Source organism: Methylococcus capsulatus, assembly GCF_036864975.1.
Taxonomy (GTDB): Bacteria; Pseudomonadota; Gammaproteobacteria; order Methylococcales; family Methylococcaceae; genus Methylococcus.
Genome location: NZ_CP104311.1, coordinates 2,029,150 through 2,053,827, shown reverse-complemented (window position 1 = coordinate 2,053,827; position 24,678 = coordinate 2,029,150). Strand labels below are relative to the sequence as shown.

Annotated in this window: 22 protein-coding genes; 13 read left to right on the top strand and 9 right to left on the bottom strand. The window is 64.4% G+C overall.

All coding sequences use genetic code 11. From position 1 onward, the window contains the following. Nucleotides 1–10: 10 nt before the first annotated feature. Together N4J17_RS10240 and N4J17_RS10235 are read left to right on the top strand one after the other, a co-directional pair. Entirely contained in the window at nt 11–871 is an 861-nt protein-coding gene (locus N4J17_RS10240; RefSeq protein WP_198323261.1) for an outer membrane protein assembly factor BamD, read from the top strand. Nucleotides 872–873: 2 nt separating this feature from the next. Then, nucleotides 874–1,788, top strand: a complete 915-nt coding sequence (locus N4J17_RS10235) for a carbohydrate kinase family protein (protein WP_198323260.1) — start codon at nt 874–876, stop codon at nt 1,786–1,788. Here N4J17_RS10235 and N4J17_RS10230 read toward each other — a convergent pair. From N4J17_RS10230 to msbA, 6 genes are all read right to left on the bottom strand, one after another. Further along, a complete protein-coding gene (locus N4J17_RS10230) occupies nt 1,766–3,385 on the bottom strand; it encodes an NAD+ synthase (protein ID WP_198323259.1) in 1,620 nt (539 codons plus the stop codon). The two genes, N4J17_RS10235 and N4J17_RS10230, sit on opposite strands and share 23 nt — an antisense overlap. 37 nt (nt 3,386–3,422) lie before the next feature. Continuing rightward, nucleotides 3,423–5,315, bottom strand: a complete 1,893-nt coding sequence (locus N4J17_RS10225; protein WP_198323258.1) for an SEC-C metal-binding domain-containing protein — start codon at nt 5,313–5,315, stop codon at nt 3,423–3,425. 3 nt (nt 5,316–5,318) lie between these two features. Next, nucleotides 5,319–6,197 carry a succinate--CoA ligase subunit alpha gene (gene sucD / locus N4J17_RS10220; RefSeq protein ID WP_198323257.1) on the bottom strand — a complete coding sequence of 293 codons (879 nt, stop codon included), beginning with the start codon at nt 6,195–6,197 and terminating at the stop codon, nt 5,319–5,321. Next, on the bottom strand, nt 6,194–7,354 hold the full coding sequence (gene sucC / locus N4J17_RS10215) for an ADP-forming succinate--CoA ligase subunit beta (protein ID WP_198323256.1): 1,161 nt from the start codon (nt 7,352–7,354) through the stop codon (nt 6,194–6,196). Before sucC ends, sucD begins: the two co-directional genes overlap by 4 nt. 130 nt (nt 7,355–7,484) lie before the next feature. Then, nucleotides 7,485–7,943, bottom strand: a complete 459-nt coding sequence (locus tag N4J17_RS10210; protein ID WP_232470524.1) for a hypothetical protein — start codon at nt 7,941–7,943, stop codon at nt 7,485–7,487. A gap of 70 nt (nt 7,944–8,013) precedes the next feature. Next, nucleotides 8,014–9,819: a lipid A export permease/ATP-binding protein MsbA gene (gene msbA / locus N4J17_RS10205; RefSeq protein WP_198323255.1), complete on the bottom strand. Its 1,806-nt coding sequence runs from the start codon at nt 9,817–9,819 to the stop codon at nt 8,014–8,016. 206 nt (nt 9,820–10,025) lie between these two features. On the opposite strand from msbA, the gene N4J17_RS10200 reads away from it, so the two are divergent. Beyond that, a complete protein-coding gene (locus N4J17_RS10200) occupies nt 10,026–12,053 on the top strand; it encodes an acyltransferase family protein (RefSeq protein WP_198323254.1) in 2,028 nt (675 codons plus the stop codon). An 8-nt stretch (nt 12,054–12,061) separates the two neighbouring features. Beyond that, a complete protein-coding gene (locus tag N4J17_RS10195) occupies nt 12,062–13,582 on the top strand; it encodes a hypothetical protein (protein WP_198323253.1) in 1,521 nt (506 codons plus the stop codon). Here the strand turns inward: N4J17_RS10195 and N4J17_RS10190 are convergent. Further along, entirely contained in the window at nt 13,568–14,866 is a 1,299-nt protein-coding gene (locus N4J17_RS10190; RefSeq protein ID WP_277458313.1) for a M18 family aminopeptidase, read from the bottom strand. The genes N4J17_RS10195 and N4J17_RS10190 overlap by 15 nt on opposite strands. Before the next feature lie 131 nt (nt 14,867–14,997). Between N4J17_RS10190 and N4J17_RS10185 the strand changes: the two genes are divergently transcribed. The 9 genes from N4J17_RS10185 to N4J17_RS10145 all read left to right on the top strand — a co-directional run bounded on the left by N4J17_RS10185 (nt 14,998) and on the right by N4J17_RS10145 (nt 22,341). Further along, nucleotides 14,998–15,384, top strand: coding sequence for a VOC family protein (locus N4J17_RS10185; protein ID WP_198324089.1), 387 nt, complete (start codon nt 14,998–15,000; stop codon nt 15,382–15,384). After that, entirely contained in the window at nt 15,381–16,031 is a 651-nt protein-coding gene (locus N4J17_RS10180) for an HAD family hydrolase (protein ID WP_198324090.1), read from the top strand. Before N4J17_RS10185 ends, N4J17_RS10180 begins: the two co-directional genes overlap by 4 nt. Before the next feature lie 22 nt (nt 16,032–16,053). Further along, a complete protein-coding gene (locus N4J17_RS10175; RefSeq protein ID WP_198324091.1) occupies nt 16,054–16,836 on the top strand; it encodes a hypothetical protein in 783 nt (260 codons plus the stop codon). A gap of 1 nt (nt 16,837) precedes the next feature. Beyond that, nucleotides 16,838–17,554 carry an MgtC/SapB family protein gene (locus N4J17_RS10170; protein ID WP_198324092.1) on the top strand — a complete coding sequence of 239 codons (717 nt, stop codon included), beginning with the start codon at nt 16,838–16,840 and terminating at the stop codon, nt 17,552–17,554. Nucleotides 17,555–17,686: 132 nt separating this feature from the next. Continuing rightward, a complete protein-coding gene (locus N4J17_RS10165; RefSeq protein ID WP_232470721.1) occupies nt 17,687–19,288 on the top strand; it encodes a multiheme c-type cytochrome in 1,602 nt (533 codons plus the stop codon). Further along, the gene (gene haoB / locus N4J17_RS10160) at nt 19,288–20,259 is read left to right on the top strand and encodes a hydroxylamine oxidation protein HaoB (RefSeq protein ID WP_198324093.1); all 972 of its coding nucleotides are present in this window, start codon (nt 19,288–19,290) and stop codon (nt 20,257–20,259) included. The genes N4J17_RS10165 and haoB overlap by 1 nt, the downstream gene beginning before the upstream one ends. Before the next feature lie 48 nt (nt 20,260–20,307). Next, nucleotides 20,308–20,931, top strand: a complete 624-nt coding sequence (gene ccmA, locus N4J17_RS10155; RefSeq protein WP_198324094.1) for a cytochrome c biogenesis heme-transporting ATPase CcmA — start codon at nt 20,308–20,310, stop codon at nt 20,929–20,931. Further along, on the top strand, nt 20,928–21,605 hold the full coding sequence (ccmB, locus tag N4J17_RS10150) for a heme exporter protein CcmB (protein ID WP_198324095.1): 678 nt from the start codon (nt 20,928–20,930) through the stop codon (nt 21,603–21,605). The genes ccmA and ccmB overlap by 4 nt, the downstream gene beginning before the upstream one ends. A gap of 4 nt (nt 21,606–21,609) precedes the next feature. Further along, nucleotides 21,610–22,341 carry a heme ABC transporter permease gene (locus tag N4J17_RS10145; RefSeq protein WP_198324096.1) on the top strand — a complete coding sequence of 244 codons (732 nt, stop codon included), beginning with the start codon at nt 21,610–21,612 and terminating at the stop codon, nt 22,339–22,341. A 1-nt stretch (nt 22,342) separates the two neighbouring features. Here the strand turns inward: N4J17_RS10145 and N4J17_RS10140 are convergent, their stop codons facing one another. Beyond that, nucleotides 22,343–23,083 (bottom strand): hypothetical protein, encoded by a 741-nt coding sequence (locus tag N4J17_RS10140; RefSeq protein WP_277458314.1) that lies wholly within the window; start codon nt 23,081–23,083, stop codon nt 22,343–22,345. Between the two features lie 329 nt (nt 23,084–23,412). Further along, entirely contained in the window at nt 23,413–24,612 is a 1,200-nt protein-coding gene (locus N4J17_RS10135) for an amidase (protein WP_198324098.1), read from the bottom strand. Between the last annotated feature and the right edge of the window lie 66 nt (nt 24,613–24,678).

Genomic DNA, 24,678 nt, shown 5'->3' with positions numbered 1-24,678 from the left:
TTTCCCGCCCATGGGTTTCCCCCGCCGCATCGTACTGATCGCCGCCCTGCTGGGAAGCGCGGCATCCGGACTCACCGCCTGTTCCAGCTTCCCCTTCTGGTCAGCTGGCAAAGAAGAAGCCGAAGACGTCAAGGATGAGCATGCCGATTGGGGCCCGGCCCAGTTCTATGCCGAAGCCAAACACGCGATGATGGACGGCTCCTACGAGAAAGCCATCAAATTATACGAGAAACTGGAAGCCCGTTACCCGTTCGGCGACTATGCCACCCAGGCCCAGATCGACGTGGCCTTCTGCTATTACAAGAACAACGAACCCGAATCGGCCATTGCGGCGGTCGACCGCTTCATCAAACTCAATCCGACCGAACCCCATGTCGATTACGCCTATTACCTCCGGGGCCTCATCAACTACAACCGCGGTATCGGCTTCATCGACCGTTGGCTGCCCACCGATTCCTCGCAGCGCGACCCGGGCTCCGCGCGCGATGCCTACAACGATTTCGAAACCTTGCTCAACAAGTTCCCGAACAGTATCTACCGCGAAGACGCCAAGCAGCGCGCGATCGCCCTGCGCAACAACCTGGCGATGTACGACATCCACGTGGCCGACTACTACATGCGGCGCCGGGCCTATGTGGCAGCGATCCGGCGCTCGGCGGAAGTGGTCCAGAAGTACCAGCGCACCCAGGCCATCCCGCAAGCGCTCAAGATCATGGAGGATGCCTACCGCCAGCTCGACATGCCGCAGATCGCGGATGACATCGCCCGCGTCTATACCCTGAATTATGCCGAAGGCCGGCTCAGCAAGGACGCGGATTACGAACGCACAGTCATGGAGGAAGTCTGGGATTTCATTGGCTTCGACAAGTAGCCATGCCGCCCCTCGACGTCCTTTGCATCGGCCACGCCTCCTTCGATCTCGTCTTCGCCGTCCCGCACCATCCGGCCGCGGACGAGAAGATCTTCGCCAACACTCTCCTGGCCTGCGGCGGCGGCCCCGCCGCCAACGCCGCTGTCACCGTGGCCCGGCTGGGACTGAAAGCCGGCTTCGCCGGTTACCTCGGCACGGACCTCTACGGCGAACGCCATCTGGAGGAGCTGCGCGAGGCCGGTATCGATACGCAAGCGGTGGTCCGCGGCTCTTCCCCGACGCCGCTTTCCGCCGTGCTGGTCAAACCGGACGGCAGGCGCGCCCTGGTCAACTACAAGGGTGACACCCGGCCGCTCCCGCCGCAGGACTTCTCCGCCCCGCCGACACCGGCCCGCTGCGTTCTGTTCGACGGTCACGAGCCCGGCCTCTCGGAACCGGCCCTGAGCTGGGCCCGGGCGCACGATGCCGCCACCGTCCTGGACGCGGGCTCTCTGCATACCGGCAGTGAATGGCTCATGTTCCGCGTCGGCCATCTCGTCGCCTCGGAAAAATTCGCCGCGCAATGGCTGGGGAAAGACACTCCGGAACAAGCGCTGGCCGCGCTGGCGGAACGCTCGCCTTGCGTCGTCGTCACGCTTGGCGAACGCGGCCTGATCTGGCGCCGCGGCGCGGAATCCGGTCGGCTGCCGGCTTTTCCGGTCGCGGCGGTGGACACCACCGGCGCCGGAGACGTCTTCCACGGCGCCTATGCGGCGGGACTGGCCGCCGGCATGGACTGGCTGGATCTGCTGCGCTATGCCAGTGCCGCTGGCGCGCTCTGCTGTACCAGACTGGGCGCGCGACCGGGCATTCCGTCTCGCCACGAGGTGGAGCGGCTGCTCGGCGAATGCCGATCTACCGCTCGAAACCGCAGGTAATGGGATAACGCCGTTCGCGGCCGAAGGCGCGGCGGGTGATCTTGATACCGGGTGGTGCCTGGCGGCGCTTGTACTCGTTGCGGTCCACCAGCCGGACCACCCGCCGCACCACATCTTCCGGGTAACCTGCGGCCACGATCTCCGCGATCGAACGGTCCTGCTCGACATACAGGGCCAGGATCGGATCGAGCACGGCATAAGGCGGCAGCGAATCCTCATCCTTCTGGTCCGGCCGCAATTCGGCAGAGGGTGCCCGCTCGATCACCCGCGGCGGAATGACCGGCGAAATCGCATTGCGGTACTCGGCCAGCCGGTAGACCAGCAGCTTGGACACGTCCTTGAGCGGCGCGAAGCCACCCGCCATGTCGCCATACAGGGTCGCGTAACCCACGCTCATCTCGCTCTTGTTGCCGGTGGTCAGGAGGATCCGACCCTGCTTGTTGGACAGGGCCATCAAGATGACACCGCGGCAGCGTGCCTGAATGTTTTCTTCCGTGACGTCCGCCGGCGCGCCGGCGAAGGGTCCGGCCAGCAGTTCCAGAAAGCTTCTGAACACAGGCTCGATAGGAATCAGATGCCAAGCCACACCCAGAGTCTCGGCCTCACGGCGCGCGTCCTCGACACTGATGGCCGCGGTGTAGCGCGAGGGCATCAGCACTGCTACGACCGCGTCCGCCCCCAGCGCGTCCACCGCCAGCGCCAGGGTCAGCGCCGAATCGATGCCGCCGGACAACCCCAGCACGGCGCCGCGGAATCCGTTCTTCCCGACGTAATCGCGGATCCCTGTCACCAGCGCGGCGTAAACACTCTCGACCTCCTCCATGGGCCCGACCATTCTGGCCGGCAAGGGGCACACTCCGCCTTCATCGACAGCGAATCCGACCACGTCCAGCGTTTCGCCGAACTGCGGCGCCCGATAGGTCACTCCGCCTGCGGCATCCATCACGAACGAGCCGCCATCGAACACCAGCTCGTCCTGTCCGCCCACCAGATTGGCGTATACCAGCGGCACCCTCGCCGTGGCGATGCGCTCGCGCACCACGTGCTCGCGTTCCACCGTCTTGCCGACGTGGAAAGGCGAGGCGTTCAGGTTCAGCACCAGCCTGGCGCCAGCCGTCGCGGCCTGTTCGACCGGCCCGGGAAACCAGACGTCTTCGCAGATGGTCAGCCCCACCTGCACACCCCGGAGGTCGAACACACAAGGCGCGTTGCCCGGCAAAAAATGCCGTTTCTCGTCGAATACGCCATAGTTGGGCAGGATCTGTTTGCGGTAAACCTTGTGGATGCGGCCGTCGCGCAGCACGGCCGCGCTATTGAAAGGCAGGCCATCGTGGCGCTCGGGAAAGCCGACGATCACATCGATCCCGTGTATCCGGCCGGCCAGGGCGGTCAGCGCCGTGTCCACGGCGGCCAGGAAATCGGGGCGCAGGATGAGATCATCGGGCGGATAACCGGCCAGGGCGAGCTCCGGGAACACCACGGCGTGGGCTCCCAGCCCGTCACGTGCACGGACCGCGGCGGCGAACACCCGCTCGGCATTCCCGCCGACGTCACCGACGAGGAAGTCGAGCTGGGCGATGGCGATAGACAGGTTCACGGCTTCCCCGCCGTGCCGGCTCGGTGAAGTCCTGCTCTCATGACCGGACCTTAGACGGAGAAACCAGGCCGAGATCGGCTGCCCAGCCCAAAGCTCCGGATTGCTCCCACAACGACCGGCAGTTCTGGCGGTAATACCAGGCGGCGTCTTTGCCGCCCAAGCTTACATAGCCTTCGTGGAGCTTGGGCTTGCGTGGTTTTTCCGCCACCAGCATTCTCAGCAGTTCCGGGTAGGACGCATGCAGCGACTTGAGCTCCGCCTCCGCATCGCCGATCCGCCCGCTTTGATACAAGGCGAGGATACGATTCAGTTGCAGGGCTGGAAAATCGTTGGGGTAGCGGTCCGAAAGCGCCACGGCTTTTTCGGGCCTGCCCGTGTCGAGGTAGGCGCGCACCAGGTTCTCACGGAAACCGTGGTTGTCATGTGGATTGAGCGTGCCGACCATCCACTCCATCAACGCCACGGCCGCTTCGGACCGGCCGTCGGCGAGATGTTCATGGATGCAGGTCGCCAGCAGGCGCATCGCCGGACGGTTTTGCTGAAATCCCCACTCCAGCTTGGAACCTTCCGCCCGATTCTTCGCCAGTACCAGACGCAATAACTCGACGGAGCGATTCAGCAAGCGCTCCCGCAGGCGGATGCGCATCTCCTCATGCATGAACTCCAGTCCGCCCAGGGCCATGACCAGATCATCGAGCACATTGAAGTCCTGCCAGGCCAAGGGATTACGTTCCAGCCAAGTGAGCCAGGACAGATCCTCCCATACCTCGGCGACGTCCGGCTCTGCCAGAGCCGACATCGGTTTCGCTGCAGGGAAGAACCGTCCCCACTGCTGTCCGATTTTCCGAAGGCTGGCGTCTTCGACCAGCAGGCCGGCCGAGTCACCATCCAGTTCCACTCGGTAATGGCATTCGGGCGGAGGCAGCTCCGCCACCAGTCTGAACAAAGTCCCCAGCCAAGGCGCACCTGCCGCGAAAGCCTCCTGGGTGGATCTCTCGACATCGCCGACCACGCCGCGCAGCCAGTTGGTCAAACCGCTGTGATCCCGTCCCCGATCGCGCTCCATGCGGGCCAACCAGAAACGTGCACGCGCCCTGGCTTGCTCCAGATCGCCGCTGAACATCAGCAGTGTGATCTCGAGCTGCGCCAGCGCCGGATTATCGGGATCGAAGCGCTGCGCCTCCTGGAACAAATGCCACGCACCGGCCTGATCCCCCCGGTCGAACAGGCCGACGATGCGCCGATGGAGGGCCGCACTACGCAAGGCACGGTTCGACGAAGTGAGCACCTTGTCGATCAGCCGTTCCTTCCTGCGGGGATTGCCCAATTCGAGGTAGCAGTCGTTGAGCAGATCGAATGCCCTCTCCGCACGTTCATCCAGCGCCTCGATTTCGTCGAACAGCGATTCAAGGAGCCGCGCGGCCCGCTTGTGACGCCCCTCTTCGATCCAATCCTGCGCGACGAAGGCCAGCTCCTCCTTGCACATGTAGTCAAACGGCAGATTCGGGAACGCCTTCTCCGGAAGCGTATCCAGGACGTAGCGCAGCAAACTGAGATGTTCGAATTGCGCCTCCAGGGCCGGAGCGATCAGTCCGCAACACTGCTTGTACTTGCGGCCCGAGCCGCAGATGCAGGGCTGGTTACGCTCGGGCTTGGGCAGGGGACGGGGCCGGAAATGGTTATCCAGCCTGGGCGTGCGGTTCCAGATGATACGACCCAGTACCGCCGCCATCGACCGCGTCGCCTCGACCGCTCCCATCCGCTCCGAGAATTTCGGAAAGAAGTCGCCCCGCGTCAAAAACCGCGCGAACCAGTCCAGAAATCCGTCGGGATCATCCGTCGCGATAGCGTTGCGTACGGCCAGTCCAATCATGAACTCAAATTGCTCGGCGTCGTCCACGCCCGCTGGGCCCGAGTTGTCGCTCGCCACGTGTCAACGTTCCGTTTTCAGGATGTCCAGCATGCGCCGTCCCATATCGGACAGCGAATCGACCATCTCGACGCCCGCCCGGCGCATCGCCTCCACCTTGCTTGCGCCGGTCCCCGTGCCGCCGGTGATGATGGCGCCGGCATGGCCCATGCGTTTCCCGGGCGGCGCGGTCAGACCGGCGATGTAGCCGACCACCGGCTTGCTGACATGGGCGTGGATGAACTCGGCCGCTTCTTCCTCGGCGCTGCCGCCAATCTCACCCACCACGATGATGCCGGCGGTGTCCGGGTCCTCCTCGAACATGCCGAGCACCTCGATGAAATCCAGTCCCTTGATCGGATCGCCGCCGATGCCGACGCAGGTGCTCTGGCCCAAACCGACCTGGGTGGTCTGGTACACCGCCTCATAGGTCAGGGTGCCGGAGCGTGAAACGATGCCGATGCTGCCCTTTCGATGGATGAAACCGGGCATGATGCCGATCTTGCATTCGTCGGGCGTGATGATGCCCGGACAGTTCGGCCCGATCAGCACCGCACCGTAGGAAGCCAGCGCCGCCTTGACTCTGAGCATGTGCAGGACGGGGATGCCCTCGGTAATGCAAACGATCACCGAAATCCCCGCCTCGGCGGCCTCCAGGATGGCATCCGCCGCGAATGGCGGGGGCACGTAGATCATGCTGGCGTTCGCGCCGGTGGCAGCGGCCGCTTCGCGCACAGTGTTGAACACCGGCAGGCCCAAATGGCGGCTGCCACCCTTGCCGGGGGTCACACCGCCCACCAGTTGCGTACCGTAGTCCAGGCACTGGCGGGAATGGAAAGTCGCCTGCCGGCCGGTGAAACCCTGGCAGATGACGCGGGTGTTCTTGTCGATCAGGATGCTCATGCCGCGGCCTCCACGGCCTTGCGCGCCGCTTCGTCCAGTTCGTTGGCGGCAATGATGGCAAGGCCCGATCGCTCCAGCAGCGCCCTCCCCTCACCGGCGTTGGTGCCTTCCAGCCGGACCACCACCGGCACGCCGACCTGCACCTCGCGCACCGCGGCGATCAACCCTTCCGCGATCAGATCGCACCGGACGATGCCGCCGAAGATGTTGACCAGCACGGCCCGGACCCCCGAATCGGACAGGATCAGCTTGAAGGCTTCGGCCACTTTTTCCGCGGTGGCGCCGCCGCCGACATCGAGGAAATTGGCCGGCTCCCCCCCGTGCAGCTTGACCATGTCCATGGTCGCCATCGCCAGGCCGGCGCCGTTGACCATGCAGCCGATGTTGCCGCCCAGGGTGACATAGCTCAGCCCATGCTCACGCGCGGCGCTTTCGCGTGCATCCTCCTGGCTCGCATCGCGCAGGCCGGCCAGATCGGGATGAGCGAACAGGGCATTGTCATCGACGCCGATCTTGGCATCCACCGCCAGCAGTTCGCCGTCCGCCGTGACGATCAGGGGATTGATCTCGATCTGGCTTAAATCCTTCGCCACGAACAAACGGTACATGGCCGCCATCAACCGGGTCAGCGTGCCGACCTGGGCCGCATCCAGCCCCAGGGCATAACCGATCTCCCTCGCCTGGTACGGCTGGAAACCGGCGGCCGGATGGACACGGCAGGAAAGTATCTTCTCCGGCGATGCAGCCGCCACGGTCTCGATGTCCATGCCACCTTCACCGGAGGCCAGGAATAGGATCCTCGCGCTGGAGCGATCAACCAGGAGGCTCAGATAGATCTCCCGCGCAATGCTGTACGTTTCTTCGACCAGCACGGCATGAACGGGCAGCCCCTTGGCGCCGCTCTGGTAGGTCACGAGTTCCGAACCCAGCAATGCGTGCGCCGCTGCGGCCACTTCGTCTTCGCTGCTGCACAGCTTCACGCCGCCGGCCTTGCCGCGCCCGCCCGAATGCACCTGGGCCTTCACGACCCAGGACTCACCGCCGATTTCGAGGGCACAGGAACGCGCCTCATCGGGAGAAAAAGCAACGCCGCCCCGCGGCACGGGAACGCCATAGTCGGCAAGCAGCCGCTTCGATTGATACTCGTGGAGATTCATGTATCGACCTGAAAAAACGGAAGGGCGGGATGGGGAAGCAAGCGCCCGTCCCGCCATGGGAACCCGGTAGCGTTATCTGCACCACCGGCTGCGAGAAATGGAAAAAGCTCAGACCGTCGGAACCTTCGATTCAACCCTGATACTTGGCCAATCCCTTGAAACGCTCGAGCGCTTCCTTGACCTTGCGCGCCGTCTCACCTTCCAACTCGGCGTTTTTGTAGACCCGGTCCAGCAGACCTTCCGTTACCATAGCTTGCTTGATCCATTTCTTGGCGAACCGGTAATTGGTGGGAACCGCGGCAATTTCACCCGTGACCGGGTCGCGCAGTGAAGCGGCCTTTTCCTCTCCTCCGGTCGCCGCTTCCTCGACGGCCGGCGCCTTGGCCTCGGCGGCGGCCGCCGCGGCGGGTTCTTCGGCTGCCGGCTCGGGGAAGGTTTCGGCCGGCTTCACAACCGCCTCCGGTGCGCAGGTCCAGTGCGTTTCGGCGGTCGACGCCGGCCGGGACACGGTCTTGAACACCTCGTACAGTACATAACCGACAAAAACCACGGTGAAGACAAACAGAAGGACAAACAGAAGGTCGGTCATCACGCCTCTCCTCGATATGCTTGGCGGGGTGGGCCCCCGTTCTTGTCACACGCCGGTCAGCCCGGCCCTGTTAACGACTGACAGCGTGCACCGCCACCGCTTCCGGCACGCTCGAATAGCCGAATTGCATTGCATAGAGATCGGCATAACCGCCACGCGCCGCCATGAGCTGGGCGTGGGTGCCGCACTCGATGATGCGCCCGCCGCGCATCACGCAAATCTGGTCCGCATTCTGGATGGTGGAAAGCCGGTGCGCGATCACCAGCGTCGTCCGGTTCCGCATCAGGACTTCTAGCGCCTGTTGCACGTAGCGCTCGGATTCGGCGTCCAGCGCCGAGGTCGCCTCGTCCAGAATCAGAATAGGGGCATTTTTAAGCAAGGCCCGCGCAATGGCAATACGCTGACGCTGGCCGCCCGACAGAACGATGCCTTGCTGGCCGACGAGGGTGTCGAATCCGCGCGGCAGCGCCTCGATGAAATCCAGCGCATTCGCAGCCCGTGCGGCCTCGCGCACGGCGTCGAGACCCACGCTGTCCAGACAGCCGTAAGCGATGTTGTTGGCAACGGTATCGTTGAACAGCGTCACTTCCTGGCCGACATACGCGATCTGCCGGCGCAGGCTTTCCAGTGTCAGTTCGCGGATGTCATACCCGTCGATCAGGATCTCCCCGGCCGTCGCCTCGTAGAGACGCGGCAGGAGGCGCACCAGCGACGTCTTCCCGCTGCCCGACTGGCCCACCAAGGCCACGGTCTTGCCCGCCGGGATGACGAGCGAGACGTCGTCGACCGCGGCACCATGGCGGTCGTCATACACCAGACTGACGTGCCGGTACTCGATCGAACCGCGGGCGTGCTTCAGGCTGATCCGGCCCTGGTCGCGCTCCCTCGGCAGGTCGAGCATGGCGAAGATGCTGTCGCCGGCGGCGATGCCGCGCTGCATGACCGAGACCACCTGGCTGAGCCGACGGATGGGGCTCAACATCATCGCCATCGCGGCAATGAACGCCATGAGACTGCCGGGCGTGATCGTCTGCCGTACGGAATCGAGCGACACCACATAGAGGATGCCCGCCACACCGGCGACGCTGATGAGATGGATCACGCCGCCCCCCAGGGCATCGGTGGCGATCAGCTTCATCTGCCGCTTTTGGTTGCGATCGTTCTCTCTGGCAAATTTGGCGGCCTCGTAGGCTTTGCCGTTGAACACTTTGACGATGCGCTGGGCATCGATGACCTCCTGGGTCACATGACTCACCTTGCCCATGGATTCCTGGATGCGCATGCTCAAGCGACGGAACCGCTTGCTCACGAAGCGGACGCTCAGCCCCAGCACCGGCCCCAGCACCAGGAACACCAGGGACAGCACCAGGTTCTGGTAAACCATCAGTGCCATCAGACCGACGACGGTGAAGCCTTCGCGGATGCAGGTGATGATACCCTGTTGGAGCGAGGCCGAGACCTGCTCGGTGTTATAGAGCAGTTTGGACAGGAGCTGGCCGCCCGAGGCATTGTCGTAGAAACCGCAAGGCAGATTCAGCAGCTGGTCGAAGATGTCCCGGCGCAGATCGGCGATCACGCGCCGTCCGACCGAGCCGGAGCAGTAATCGCTCAGGAAGCCGGCGATGCCGCGCAGGACCGAGAGACCGATCAGCATCAGGGACACATGGCGCAGTACCGTCGGATCGTTGTCGATGAAGCTGCCGTCGATCAGCGGCTGGATCAGCTTGGCGAAAAAGGGCGTGATGGCGGCGTAGGCGATCATCGCTAGTACGGCGACGAAAAACGACTTCCAGTACGGATATCCGTAGCGGAGCAGGCGGCGGTAGATGGCCAGTCCGCTCGACAGCGGTTTGGATTCCGTAGCTGAATGTTTCATGGGGGAAAAGTGGGGAAATCTCGAAATGCCTGGCGGCCATCGTTACAATGATGCCCAACCCACGGTGAAGTTACAACGCCGACAAGCACATACGTCGTCTCGGCCGCCGTCGCCGCCCCTGGCAAAGCGCAGCCATTACCCTGCCGCCGGCATGCCCGCACCGGGCTCATGCCGGACGCGTCGACCGGAGCGCCGTTGAACCGGACATGCATACCCACAGACATCTCGCCTATCGCCCCGACATCGACGGTTTGCGCGCGATCGCCATCCTGGCCGTCATCGTCTTTCACGCCTATCCGCGTTCGCTGCCGGGCGGCTTCGTCGGCGTCGACGTTTTCTTTGTCATTTCCGGCTACCTGATCGGTGGCATCATCTTCAGGAACCTCGATGCCGGCAGTTTCAGCCTGACCGACTTCTATGCACGCCGGGCCCGACGCATCTTCCCCGCGCTGATCACGGTCCTGCTGGGCGGCCTGGCCTTCGGCTGGTTCGCGCTGCTGGCCGACGAATACCAGGCCCTGGGAAAACATGTCGCCGCCGGCGCCGGTTTTGTTTCCAACCTGGTGCTATGGCGCGAATCGGGCTATTTCGACACGGCGGCCGAATTCAAGCCCCTGCTGCACCTGTGGTCTCTGGGCATTGAAGAGCAGTTCTACCTGGTCTACCCGCTGCTCATGGCGTTGCTGTGGCGTCTCCGGGCCAATCCGGCCTATACCTTGCTCACGCTCGCGGTCGTTTCTTTCGGCGGCAATCTGTACTTGGTCCACAGCGACGCCGCCTCTGCTTTCTTCCTGCCCTTCACCCGCTTTTGGGAACTGTTGGGCGGAAGCACCCTGGCCTACGTCCATTTCCGGCGAGCCACCGCCAAGCCTTTGACCAGCACGCGCCACCAATTGCAGGCCGTAGCCGGGATGCTGCTGCTCGCCGCGGCAGTCTTCGTTTTGGACAAAGACAAGGATTTTCCCGGTGCCTGGGCGCTCTTGCCCACGTTGGGCGCCCTGTTGCTGATCGGCGCCGGCCAGGGCACCTGGGTCAACCGGCGGCTGCTCGCCAGCCGTCCGATGGTCTTCATCGGGGTCATCAGCTACCCCCTCTATCTCTGGCACTGGCTCCTGCTGTCGTTCGGGCTGATCCTGCGCTCGGGCGAACCACTGCATCACCGTGCCGCGGTCCTCGTCGCCGCCGCTTTGCTACTGGCCTGGCTGACCTTTCGCTACGTCGAACGCCCACTGCGTTTCGGCGCTCCTGAGTTGCAACGAGTCAAACTGCTGGCGCTGTGGAGCCTACTCGCCTGCGCCGGCCTGCTGGGCCTGACCGTGTACCGTGCCGACGGCCTGCCGGAGCGCCCCGCACTCGCCGACGTCCGCCTGAAGATCGACCGCGACCCGCCCCGCCTGGCCGCGGACGGCTACCGCAGCAACGGCATCGCCAAGGAGCTGTTCCAGGGGAAATTCAGACCGGGCGAGGACTTCTTCCAGCTCGGCGACTTGCCCAAGGACCAGCCGCTGACCGCGGTGATCGGCGACTCCCACGGCAACATGCTCTACCAGGGCTTGGCGACTGCAACGGCCCGGCCGGAAACTGTGATCAACCTCGGACGCGGCAGCTGCCTACCCTTTGTCGGAGTGGACACGATCAGGAAAAATGGCAGGAGCGCCAGCTGCCAACCCTTCGTGGGCAATGCGATCGACTTCATCGCACGGACGCCGGAAATCACCACGGTGATCATCGCGGCATACTACAAGCAGTATCTGGACGGCGGCATGACGCTGCGGCGTACTCAAACCGGCGAGTCCCCAGGCGCGGCCGGCCTGTTCCGCATCGGCCTTTCGGACACCTTAGAGCGCCTGCTGCGGGCGAACAAGTTTGTCATCCTCAGCCTGGACAACCCGGACATGGACCGGACCGTCATGACCGCCTGTTATTCGCTGCTGCGTCCCTTGCTTCCGCGGAGCCCGGACAGCGGCTGCCAGATCCCGCGGTCCGTCCATGAACGGGACCAGGCCCTCGCACGCGGCCTGATCGAAGAAGCCGCGGCCCGCTTTCCGGACAAGGTCCGGCTGTTCGACCCGGCAACGGTCTTGTGCGATGCGCAGTATTGCTACGCCTATCACAAAGCCGACCTGATCTACCGATTCGACGGCAACCACCTCACGGTGAAGGGTGCCGTACGGGTGGCGGAACGGCTCCTCGCTCACCCCGACGGCATCCGGACTTTCGCCCGCGCGCCCTGATGCCGGACATGCCCACTCTCCTTCATCCCTTTCCTCCCGGCGAAGCCGGCGCGCGGCTTGCCGCGGCCGCCCTCATGGCCGGGTTCTTCGTCATTTCGATGACGGTGGGCGATGTCATCAACAAGGACGGTGTACTGTACCTGGATGCCGCTGCGGCCTTTCTCGACCAGGGGCTGAAGGCAGCGGTGACGATCTACGGATGGCCCGGCTATTCCATAATGATCGCCGCAGCCTCCCGCCTCACCGGCTGGCCGCTGGAGACATCCGCCCACCTGCTCGACGCTTTCTGTTTCCTGGTGATCGCGGATTGCTTCGTCCGGCTGCATTTCGCCCTGCGCGATGGCAGCGAAACACCTTCCGGCTGGGCGCCGGTGGCGCTCATCCTGGCTTTCCCGGCACTGGGCGACCGGCTGAACATCGTCCGGGACTGGGGCTTCCTGGCGGCCAGCCTTTGGGGACTGTTGCATCTGGTCAAGTTCCGTTTCGAGGCTCGGGGCCTATGGGCTCACGCCGTGCTCTGGCAAGCCGGCGTCGCCGTCGCATTCGTGTTCCGGATCGAGGCCCTGGTGCTGATCCTCACCGTCCCCCTCTATTTCCTTGTGGAGCCGTTGCCCTGGCCCACCAGGGCGCGCAATTTCTTTTTACCGATCAGCGGGATCATACCCATGCTGGCCTTCGGGGGGGTGCTGCTCGCCACGGGCAGGCTGGCACCCGGCAAGCTGTGGGAAATCACCGCCTATGGCTATCACGACCCGACGCTGATCTGGAAGTTCTTCTCTCTGCACGCCGATCGGCTGGCCGCGGCGCTGCCCAACGACTACGGCGCGGAGTACGCAAAACTGATCCTGGGCACGGGACTCGTCGCCACCCTGGTATGGCTGATCGGCGCCAATCTCGGTCCGGTTCTGCTGGGGATTTTCGGTTACGCCGGATACCGGTTCGGAGGGCGGCTGCCGCCCCGGTTCGGGCTGATCCTCTGGACAGCCGCCATGGCCAGCGGCACGCTCCTGATATTCCTGGCCGTCCAGTTCGTCCCGGACCAACGCTACGCACTGCTGCCTTCCGCGCTACTGCTGCTCGCTGGCGGGGTCTACCTGGAGCGCATCGCCGCCGGAACGGGATCGCCCAGGGCCAAGCGGCTGGCGCTGGGGCTGGTCGCGGCGCTTTGCATCAAGAGCGCTATCGTGACCCCCGACTACCGCCTGTACCTGCGCGACGCCGGCCGTTGGGTGCGGGAAAACCTCCCGGCCGGCGCAAGCCTTGCGACCAACGACCCGAGGCTCGACTACTACGCCGGACGCCGCATGAATCAAGAACAGACTCGCCAGCTGATGGCGGTCGATCGGCTCGCGGACTGGCTGAACCGCCCCAGCCTACCGGGCTACCTGGCTCTGCGACTGACCTCGCCGCGCGACCTCAAGAAGGCGGAAAAGGCGCTGAACCGCGAACCCCTCAAAACGTTCTCTCCCAGCCCGCGTGAACATGTGCTGATATACAGGCTGAACGACGGCGGCTCACGCTCCCGTTGAGAAAAAGCACCGCAATAGACGAATCATGTAGGTATGATCCCGTACCCCGGCGCTTTCGCGTACGCTGTGCATCGCCCACATGGGGTTGCCGATATCGGCGGCAGGGATACCCAAACGCGCGGCGGTCATGGGACCGATGGTGCTGCCACAGCCCAGATCGGTGCGGTGCACGTACTGCTGGTATGGCAGACCGGCTTCCTCGCACAGGCGGATGATGCGCGCCGCCGCCTCGACGTCGGTCGCGTAACGGCCGCAGGCATTGGTCTTAACGACCGGTCCCGCGTTCACGAAAACCTTGTGCAGCGGTTCGTAAGACTGTGGGAAATTGGGCTGGTATGCATGCGCCATGTCGGCACTGACGAGAAAGCTGCGTGCCAGCGCCCGCTTGTAGCCGGTACGGTCCAGACCCGAGGCCAGTGCGATACGCTCCAGCACGTCCGGCAAGAACGCCCCGTTCGCGCCCTTGTGACTTTCGCTGCCGATTTCCTCGTGATCGAAGAACGCCGCCACCGCCACCGCCTCAGGCGCCGCCTGCAGCAAGGCGCTCAGCCCGGCATGGCAAGACGCCAGGTTGTCCAACTGGCTGTCCGCAATGAACTCCCCCTGCGGGCCCCAGACAGCTCCCGGCTGAACGTCGAATACGCTCAGCTCCCAGCTCAAGACGTCCTTCGGTTCGCAGCCTGCCCGCTCCGCCAACAAGGCGCGCAGCCGCTCCTCCGGCGGCGTGTCGTCCGCCACCGCCAGCAGCAGTGGCAGTTCGGTCTGCTTGTTGAATTTCAACCCCTCCTTGTTGACTTCGCGGTTCATGTGGATGGCCAGGTTCGGCAGGCGCACCAACGCATGCGGAAAGTCGACCAGGCGGACATCGACGCCCGCCTCCGTCCGCACCCCCACCCGCCCTGCCAGACTCAGATCCCGGTCGGCGAAGGTAGCGAGGATCGGCCCGCCATAAACCTCCACCCCCAGCCGCAACATGGAGCCTTCCGCATGCGCTCCCCGCGGCTTGACCCGCAAGCCCGGCGAGTCGGTATGCGCGCCGACGACGCGGAAGCCGGTTTCGGCCAGCACCGCCTCGCCCACCGTGAAAGCGACCACCGAGGAGTCGCCCCGCACCACGAAAGCGCGATCGCCCGGCTCCAGTCGCCACACCTCACCCTCCTCCAGGCGCCGGAAACCGGCCGCCAGCAGCCGGACCGCTATCGAACGCCCGGCATGCCAGGGACTGGGACTCTGGTCGATGAAATCGAGAAGCTGCTGGGCGTCGGTCGAGAATTCAGCCGTCATGTCGTCGTTCATGGTGATCGGGATAAGGAATCGAGTGTGAAAGACGGTAACTTATCATGCAGACCATTACTTGCCTCCCCCCGCTTCTGGCACAATCCCAGCCCCGTGGCCGACAACCCGACCGGAATACGATGCCCCACACGCTCCTCATCAGCCATTTGCACCATGTCTCCCTCCTGGTAGCCGATCTGGAGGCCAGCCGCCGCTTCTACGAAGGTGTGCTGGAGCTGGCACCCAGTGACACCCGTCCGAATTTCGATTTCGATGGAATCTGGTACGACCTCGGCCCTCAGCAAATCCATCTCATGGTGCTCCCCAATCCCGACCGGGGCACGGAACGGCCTCGGCACGGCGGGCGGGACCGCCACGTGGCGCTGGCGGTGGCGGACTGGGATGCGCTGCTCGCCCGCCTGGAACAGGTCGGCATACCCTACACCACCAGCCGCTCCGGACGGCGCGCCGTCTTCTGCCGCGACCCGGACGGCAACGCCGTGGAACTCATCGGTCCGGGCGTATGAAGTACGAACTCGTCATCTTCGACTGCGACGGCGTGCTGGTGGACAGCGAGCGGCTGGTGAACCGCATTACCGCCGCGTTCTTCAACGAACGAGGACTGCCAATCGAGGCCGATGCCTTGCGTACCATGTTCAAAGGCAAAACCATGGCGGATGTGGCCCGCTGGGCTGAAACCGCGGCCCGGCCGCCTTTGAATGCCGACTGGTTCTATGAACTCGGCATCGCCACGGCCCAGGGCTTCCAGCGCGACTTGCAGCCGGTGGAAGGCGTTCGTCCGGTGCTCGATCTGCTGACGGCGCGCGGCGGCAGGCTGTGCGTCGCCTCCCAGTCGCCACCGGCCCGGCTGGCGTTGTCGCTCACAGTGACAGGGCTCGGCAAATACTTCGGCGAGCATGCCTATTCCGCTGCCCAGGTTGCGCATCCCAAACCGGCGCCCGACCTCTTCCTGCACGCGGCCCGGCAGATGGACGCCAGTCCCGAGCGCTGCGCGGTCGTCGAAGATTCGCGCAGCGGCGTGCTGGCGGCGCGGGCGGCCGGGATGACGGTGTACGGCTATGCCGGCGACGAGGAACCGGACACCCTCGCCGAGGCGGGTGCCATCGTGTTCGGGTCGATGGCACAATTGCCGCATCTTTTGTGCGGCGACTGAAAAGCCTGTGGGAAGATGCCTCATGAAAAAACCTATCGTCATCATCGGGATGGGAGAAATGGGCGATTTGTTCGCCCGTGGTTTCTTGAAATGCGGCCACCCTGTCTACCCCATCCTGCGGGGGAGCCGTCCGGAAAGCGTGGCGCAGGCGATTCCCGAACCCGAGCTGGTGCTCGTCGCGGTCGGTGAAACGGAGCTGCATCCGGTTCTGGACTCGCTGCCGCCAACATGGCGCGAACGGCTGGGCCTATTGCAGAACGAACTACTGCCGCGCGACTGGCAACGCCACCGCATCGCCGATCCCACCGTGATCGTGGTGTGGTTCGACAAGAAGAAGGGCCGACCCTTCGTACCGGTGCTGCCCACGCCGGTCGCCGGCCCCCGCGCCGGCCTGATCGTTGAGGCCCTGGATGCGATCGAGGTATCCTGCCATGCCATTCCCGACGAGGATCTGCTATACGAGCTGGTCCGGAAAAACCTCTACATCCTCACCATCAACATCGCCGGCCTCCGCACCGGCGGCACGGTCAGCGAGCTGTGGGAACGGCACCGCGAACTGGCGGAAAAAACGGCCCAGGAGATCCTCGACATCCAGGAATGGCTCACCCAAACCCGACTGCCGCGGGAACGGCTGCTGGCGGGGATGCTCGAAGGCTTTGCCGGCGACCCCAACCACATCTGCACCGGGCGTACCGCGCCGGTACGACTGCGGCGGGCGATGGACCATGCCAGGGCTGCCGGCATCGCCACCCCGACCTTGGCCAGCATCGCCGAAGACCTGGCCGCTGCCGCGCCGGCATCCTGAAATGGAAGCGATCCAGAACATCAATACCGCTTCCTTGCTGGACACGCTCGTCAGCCTGGCCGCAGCCTTCCTGCTGGGCACCGCAATCGGACTCGAGCGGCAATTCCGCCAGCGCACGGCGGGCCTCCGTACCAACGTCCTCGTGGCTCTGGGTGCCGCCATCTTCGTTGACATGGCGAACCGCCTGCACGGCCCTGACGGCGCCGTGCGCGTGGTCGCCTACGTCGTATCCGGCGTCGGCTTCCTGGGGGCCGGTGTCATCATGCGCGAACAAGGCAATGTCCGTGGCCTGAACACCGCTGCCACCCTGTGGGGATCGGCGGCGGTCGGCGCCTGCGCCGGCGCAGACCTGATCCTCGAAGCCCTGGTCGCCACCGTTTTCGTGCTGGCCGCCAATACCTTGCTGCGTCCCCTGGTGGAGCGCATCAACCGCCAGCCGATCGACACGCCGGCGGTGGAAGTCACCCACACCGTCTACGTCATCGCCCCGCGCCGGTGGCGGAAGGATGCGCTGGCGCTGGTGGAACAGGTGCTGCAGGAGGCCGGCTATCCACTCAGCGATCTGGCGGTGCACGCCTTCGGCGACGAGGAGATCGAAATCGAAGCCACGCTCGCCGCCGCCTCAGTCGATGGAAGCCACCTGGAGCACATACTGAAGCAGCTCAAGGAGCATCCCGTCGTCGGCCAAGCGTTCTGGAGTCCGAGCACCCTGGAGTGACACCGGGCGAGCCGACATGCCGGCGGACATCTGCGCTTCGAACGACGGTTTTTTTATTGACGGCATTTGGTTTTGTTTCGATACTTTATGCCGATGACAACCAGGACGGAATTGCCGAAGGAGCACACCGCGATGATCAGAACAACGACGACATGGCTGCTGGCCGCATTGCTCATTTTCGCGCACGCGGCAGCATTCGCCGCGGCCAGCGGGACGGATTTTTCCCAGATCAAAGACAAGTACGAGAAGGACCATCCCGGCAAGGGTAAGTTCTCGCAGTACTGGGAACCGATCCCGATCCAGAAATACTGGAACCCCAAAAATTTCTACCAACCACCCACTGCGGTCTCGGGCGAGGTGACCCGTGACCAATGCGTGGCCTGCCATCAGAGTGTGACACCCGGCGCGTTCCATGCCTGGGAAAACAGCACCCATGCGAAGCTGGAGGCAATCCGTAATCTCAGCAACGGCCAGGACGCGCGTTTCTACAAGAAGGAGAAACTGGCCGAGATCGAGCGGAATCTGGTCGAACAAGGTCTCTTGAAGGCAGGCGAATCGCTCAAGGAAGTCGGCTGTATCGACTGCCACGGCAAGGTGGGCGCCCAATCCATCCGGCATGACAAGGATCTGGTCATGCCGGACCGCAGCCAGTGCGGGAGCTGCCACGTGCAGGAGTTCGCCGAGGCCGAATCCGAGAAGGACCAGCAGTGGCCGCAGGGCCAGTGGGGCAAAGGCCATCCATCTCATGCGGTGGACTGGGAAGCCAACGTCGAAACCGCCATCTGGGCCGGTATGGCCGAGCGCGAAATCGCCCAGGGCTGCGATATGTGCCATTACCAGCAGAACAAGTGCGACGGCTGCCATACCCGCCACACCTTCTCCGCCGCCGAGGCCCGCCAGCCCGAAGCTTGCGCGACCTGCCACAACGGGGTGGATCACAATGAGTGGGAGAACTACACGCTGTCCAAACACGGCACGGTTTACCAGACCCACAAGTCGACCTGGAACTTCGAGGTCCCGCTCAAGGACGCCCTGTCCAAAGGCGGCTATACCGCGCCGACCTGCCAGTACTGCCATTTCGAGTTCAACGGCGAGTTCTCGCACAACCTGGTGCGCAAAGTCCGCTGGGGCTTCAACCCCACGCCGGCCATCGCCGACAACCTGAAACATCCGTGGTTCGAAGGCCGCAAGGAAAACTGGAACGCCACCTGTGCCAACTGTCACAGCCCGAGCTTCGCCAGAAGCTACCTGGACGCGGCCGATAAGGGCACACTCGCAGGACTCAAGGTGGAACAGGAAGCCAGGCAGGTCGTCGAAGGGCTGTTCAAGGACGGTCTGCTGCCGGGCCAGAAGACCAACCGCCCAGTTCCCCCGGTACCGGAGAAGGATGCCCCCGGCGGGTTCTTCCAGCTGTTCTGGGCCAAGGGCAACAATCCCAGCCATGTGGAACGGGTCCATGCCGACATGTGGGAGCACGACCTGATCAAGCTCTACAAGGGCCTCGTCCACGGCAACCCTGGCGGATTCACTTACACCGAGGGCTGGTCCGAGCTGATGCGGGACTACGCAGTCATCATGGACGAAAACACCCGCTTGCGCGAGAAGGCCGGCAATACCGCCGGCGCCGGGGTCAAGCCGGCCGCCGGGAACGAAGGCTCGAACCTCCGCAATGTCCTGGGAGGACTGGCGCTGCTGGCAGGCATCGCCGTGCTGCTCTACCGGCGCAAACATTGATGGCGGACACCACGGGCCGGCCGATGCGGTTTCGGCTGGCCCGCCTCGCGGGTTTCGTTCTGGTGCTCACGGGCGGTGCGATTCTGCTGTACGATCGGTTCCGGCCGGCATTCAGTTATGAAGAATTACCGATTGCCGAGGCGGAACGTACTGCGCTGGAACCCGGCGGGGCTTTCCCCATCACGGCGCTGACTCGGTATAACCTGCGCCGGGGCGAAGCCTCGGTCCCGCTGACCGTGGCCGATTATCGCGACGGCCAGAACCAAAGTCATCGGGTGATCCTGTTTCCCGCGGACCGGCTGCGGCACGATTCATGGCGGGCCGCGGGCGATGCCATCGTCCGCCACACGAACGGGAACGCCCTGTTCCTGGCATGGTGGGACGACGCCCAGCGTATCCATTTTCTCAGCGGCCGCGACACCTGGCTCGACCGGCCGACCGCTGCCGCTTTCCCGGACGATGGAGAGCGGAGTTTATGGGGAAAGGTAGCGGGCGGATTTGCCACGGTCCCGGCATCGTCTCGGCGGCTGGCGCGCTGGCTGACCATGGAGGCGGACGCCGCCTTGGAGGAGATGAAGACCCAGCTGCCGGCAGAGCGTCCGGTTTACCTGCTCGTCTGCCTGGACGATCTGGCCCGCCTCGGCGAAATCGAGACGCTGGCCGGCATCCGTCTCCCATTCGAGGCGGCCCGCTTTCCTGGGGGAGAGCTGCACAGCCAGATCGCGGCGGTACAGCAGTGGGCCCGGCGGGACGTCGATCAGGCCAGCTATCTGGTCCAGCAGACGCCCGGAGCCGGCGTGCAGGCCTGGCGCATCACTACACCGCAAGGCCGGGATACGCTCCTGGCGCGACTGTTGCCTTTCACGACCTCTCTGACCAGACCGCTGACACAGGCACAGCCGGTCTACCAATCCGGCTGGGGTTCTCATATCACCATCTATGCACTGAACTTCGGCGAAGGTAAGATGTGACCCGCCCGGCAAGCCGCGCACTTCTCTAATCCTTGACCACCCAAGCCTTTGTCAGACGCCCCTCTTCGCGCCGAGGGCCTCGAGTGCATTCGGGGCGACCGGCTATTGTTTTCCGGCCTCAACCTGACCCTTTCACCCGGCCAACTGCTGCAGGTCGAAGGCGCCAACGGCGCCGGCAAGACCAGCCTGCTCCGCGTGCTGGCGGGACTGAGCCGTCCTGCCGATGGCGAGGTACGCTGGCGCGGCCTGGACATCCAGCGCAACCGCACGACCTATTTCGCCGCGATGGTTTACATGGGTCACGCTCCCGGACTCAAAGCGGAGCTGTCGCCGGTGGAAAATCTCAAGGTTTCCGCGGCACTCCGCGATCGGATGGTCGATGATGCGCGCATCGAAGACGCACTGGCCCGCGTCGGGCTGCGCGGCTTCGAGGACGTACCGGCGCGGGGGCTTTCCGCGGGCCAAAAGCAGCGCACGGCGCTTTGCCGCCTGCTGATCAACCCCGTGCCCCTGTGGATTCTCGATGAACCTTTCACCGCCCTGGACGTTCGGGGCATCGCCCTGGTACGTGAACTGCTGGAAATCCATCTGGCGAACGGCGGGATGGCGTTGATGACTTCGCACCACGCACTGGAAGTCCGGGGCGACTGCCGGAGCCTGCACCTGACATGAACGGGCTCGCCTCCGCCTTCCTCGCCATACTGCGGCGCGACCTGATGCTGGCTTTTCGCCATCGCGGCGAACTGGCCAATCCGCTACTGTTTTTTCTGATCGTCGTCACGCTCTACCCCCTGGGGGTCAGCCCTGAGCCCGAACTGCTGAGGAAGATCGCGCCTGGCGTGATCTGGATCGCGGCCCTCCTGGCTGCCCTGTTCTCGCTGGAAAACCTGTTCCGCAGCGATTTCGACGACGGCTCGCTGGAACAGATGCTGCTCAGTCCCCGACCTCTGTCGGTGCTGGTGATCGCCAAGGTGTTGGCGCACTGGCTGGTCAGCGGCCTGCCCATGCTGCTCCTGGCACCGCTCCTGGCGCTGCTGCTGGACATGCCCTCCAAAGCAGCGTGGGCGCTGGAAGCGACGCTCGCCATCGGCACACCGCTGCTGAGCCTGATCGGCGCAATCGGGGTGGCGCTCACGGTGGGCCTCAAGCGCGGCGGCATCCTGCTCACCCTGCTGATCCTTCCTCTCTACATCCCGGTGCTGATCTTCGCCACCAATGCCGTCGCCGCCGCCGGCGCCGGCATGCCGATCGAAGGACAGCTGTACTTCCTGGCGGCGCTGCTGGTGCTGGCACTGACACTCGCTCCGGTCGCTATCGCCGCCGCCCTGCGCATTAGCATGAGTTGAAGCCATGTGGACCTTCTTCCATAAACTCGCATCCCCCAAGTATTTCTACCGCATCAGCGGCAAGCTGATTCCCTGGCTGGGCACGATCACCGCCGTACTTTTCGTCTCCGGCCTGTACTTCGGCCTGTTCAAGGCGCCACCGGACTACCAGCAGGGCGAGAGTTACCGGATCATGTTCGTCCACGTGCCGGCGGCCTGGATGTCCCTGTTCATCTATACCTTCATGGCGGTGTTGTATGCCATCCATTTGATCTGGAACATCAAACTGGCCGACGTCATGGCCTCCAGCTCGGCGGCGATGGGCGCATCATTCACCTTCCTGGCCCTGGCGACCGGCTCGCTCTGGGGCAAACCCATGTGGGGGACGTGGTGGGTATGGGATGCGCGGCTGACTTCGGAGCTGATCCTGCTGTTCCTGTACCTGGGCTATATCGCCCTGGTCTCCGCCATCGAAGACAAGCGCACCGCCGCCCGCGCCGGGGGTCTCCTGATCCTGGTGGGGGTGGTCAACATCCCCATCATCCATTACTCGGTGGAATGGTGGAACACCCTGCATCAGGGGCCCACCGTCACCAAGCTGGACAAGCCCTCGATCCACCCCAGCATGTTGCTCCCGCTGCTGCTGATGGCGCTGGCGTTCCAGTGCTACTACTTCACCCTCGTGCTGGTCCGCGCCCGCACCGAATTGCTGGAGCGCGAACGCCGCAGCGCCTGGATAAAGGAGCTGTTCGGCTGAGTCAGAAGGCGATGGCCAGCCCCATCGTACCCAGATAGCTGGGCACATAGGCTCCCAAAGCGCCGGTGTAGCTCCCGAAGACCGCGATGCGGTCGTTCACCGTCCACTGGAAACCAGCGCCGATCGCATGCTCCTGCAGGTTCTTGACCGGCCCGACCGCTCCGGCATGCAGCGTACGCGGCAGGGCTGCGGCGTTCACATAACCCTGGATGAAGAGCGCGAAGTCGTCGACGATATCGCGCTGGAAGGCCCACTGAAGCGAAGGCAGGATGACCTCGGCGCCCCTGAAATCTTTCAGGCTCGCGAAACCGAAATTCCAGTTCAAGGCGATGTCCCATGGCAGGACATGATCCGCATTGAGCATCAGGGACCCCTGGGTGCCGTTGCTGAAGACGGGACTCCCCCAGGTGGTCTGCACGTAGGACTCCAGCCCCACCGAGTAGTTGAAATACCCGAGATCCCCCTGGTCGAGATGCACCTTGGTATCGAAGGTGATCGGCGAAAAGCCGGTGGCCGACTGGGGTGGCCCTTGCACGGTCAGCCCCTGGGTGAACAGGCGCAGTTCCACGTCGTCGGTCAGGCCGTAACGGAACAGGAATTCCCAGTTGTACTGTTTCACCGAATCCGAACTTGCCCCCTGCATCGTGAAAGGGCTCATTTCCAGATAGATACCGCCTTCGGGCAGCGTGTAAGACGAGTTGGGAAGATTGGCGAGATCGGGGCCTGGCTCCCGGACCGTCACCGCCCGAGGCGCCGGAGCCTTCCCTGCGGGCGCGGGCGCAGCCGTGGAGCTCGGCCTCGGCGGCCGGTCCGGTTCCGTACTGTGGACGTGTTCGCGATACCTTGCGGTGTGCCCGGTGGAACGGCCGAGAGCCGATGCGGACGAGGGAGACTGCACGCACGGCTCGACACCCTGCACCGCTGTGGCGGCCGGCAACATGAGCAGCCAGGCGAAAGCGACTCCCCGGCCCCGGCACACTCGCTTCGAGGCGCATCTGACGGATCCCATCCCTGCCCCTCCTCCCTTCAGGCTATGCTGGAGCCGGCAGGCCCGCCGGGGCTGGGCTCCGGCTAGTCATCGAGTGCGGCCGCGACTCCCAGGGCGGCGGCCAACAAGAACGCATCGTTCCCTTCCGCGGCCAGCAGGGAAAGACCGACGGGCGCCCCTTCCACATCGACCGCCGGGAGTGAAATCTGCGGCAGCCGGCCGATCCCGGCGATCGCCATGCGGGCCAGCACCCGCGGAAAATAATCGCCCTGAGTGCGGTCCAGCCCGAGGCTCCCCTTCAAAGGCGCCGGTGTATGCACCGTGGGAAAACAGATCAGGTCTTCCGGCCCGAGGAATCTTGCAAGCGCCGCCCGATAGCGCTCCCTCTGCGCCAGCGCAGCCACCAGCAGACGGCGGTCCAAGCCTTTGGCCAGCTCGAAGTTACGGCGGGTGCGCTCGCCCAAGGCCGGGCGGGCTGATTCGATCCATGAACCCAGGGTGCTCCAGATTTCTGCCCACTGAATGGGCTGAAAGACCTGGCGCCAGTTGTCCATGCCGGAAATCCCGCCCTCCCCGTCGATACCTCGCAAGGAAATTTCACGGCACGGGAAACTGCCGGCCAGCCGCTTCATGACCGGTTCGAATGCCCCACGGACGGCAGGCTCCACCGCGTCGAAGCCCTCCTGCAACAGCCACAGCCTGCCGGAAACGGTGGGGAGCGGATCGACGTTCAGCAACAGGCTCATGACCCGCTGCAGCGTTTCGCCATCGCGGGCGAAAGCGCCAACCGTATCGAAACCGGGTGCCAGCGGATTGACGCCGGCCACGGAAATCCTACCATGGCTGGGCCGCATCCCCCAGACGCCGCAGTTGCTGGCGGGCAGCCGGATGGAACCAGCCGTGTCGGTGCCCAGGGCGAAGTCCGCCTCCCCCGCTGCCACTGCTGTCGCCGAGCCGCTGGACGAACCACCGGGTACCCGGTCGGGCGCAGCCGGATTCAGTGGGGTGCCGTAGAACGCATTCTCTCCGGTGAGGCCGAAAGCCAGCTCATCCGCCAGGGTCTTGCCCAGGCAGACGGCGCCGGCCTGCAGGCATTGCTCGACGCACACGGCATGAGCAACCGCGGGCGGATGGCTCCTGGCCCAGTCAGGATTGGCGCAGCCTGTCACATGGCCGGCGATATCGATCAAATCCTTGACGGCAAAGGACAGGTCCACCAGCGGCCCAGTGGCGACCACGCGAAACTCCATCTGCGCAAGAAACGAACGGGACAATAGGGGCATCCGAAAGGTCTGGGAACCGGGGTGGTGAGGGAACGGCGGGACCAAGCTGTCGTATTTGCGCCATTT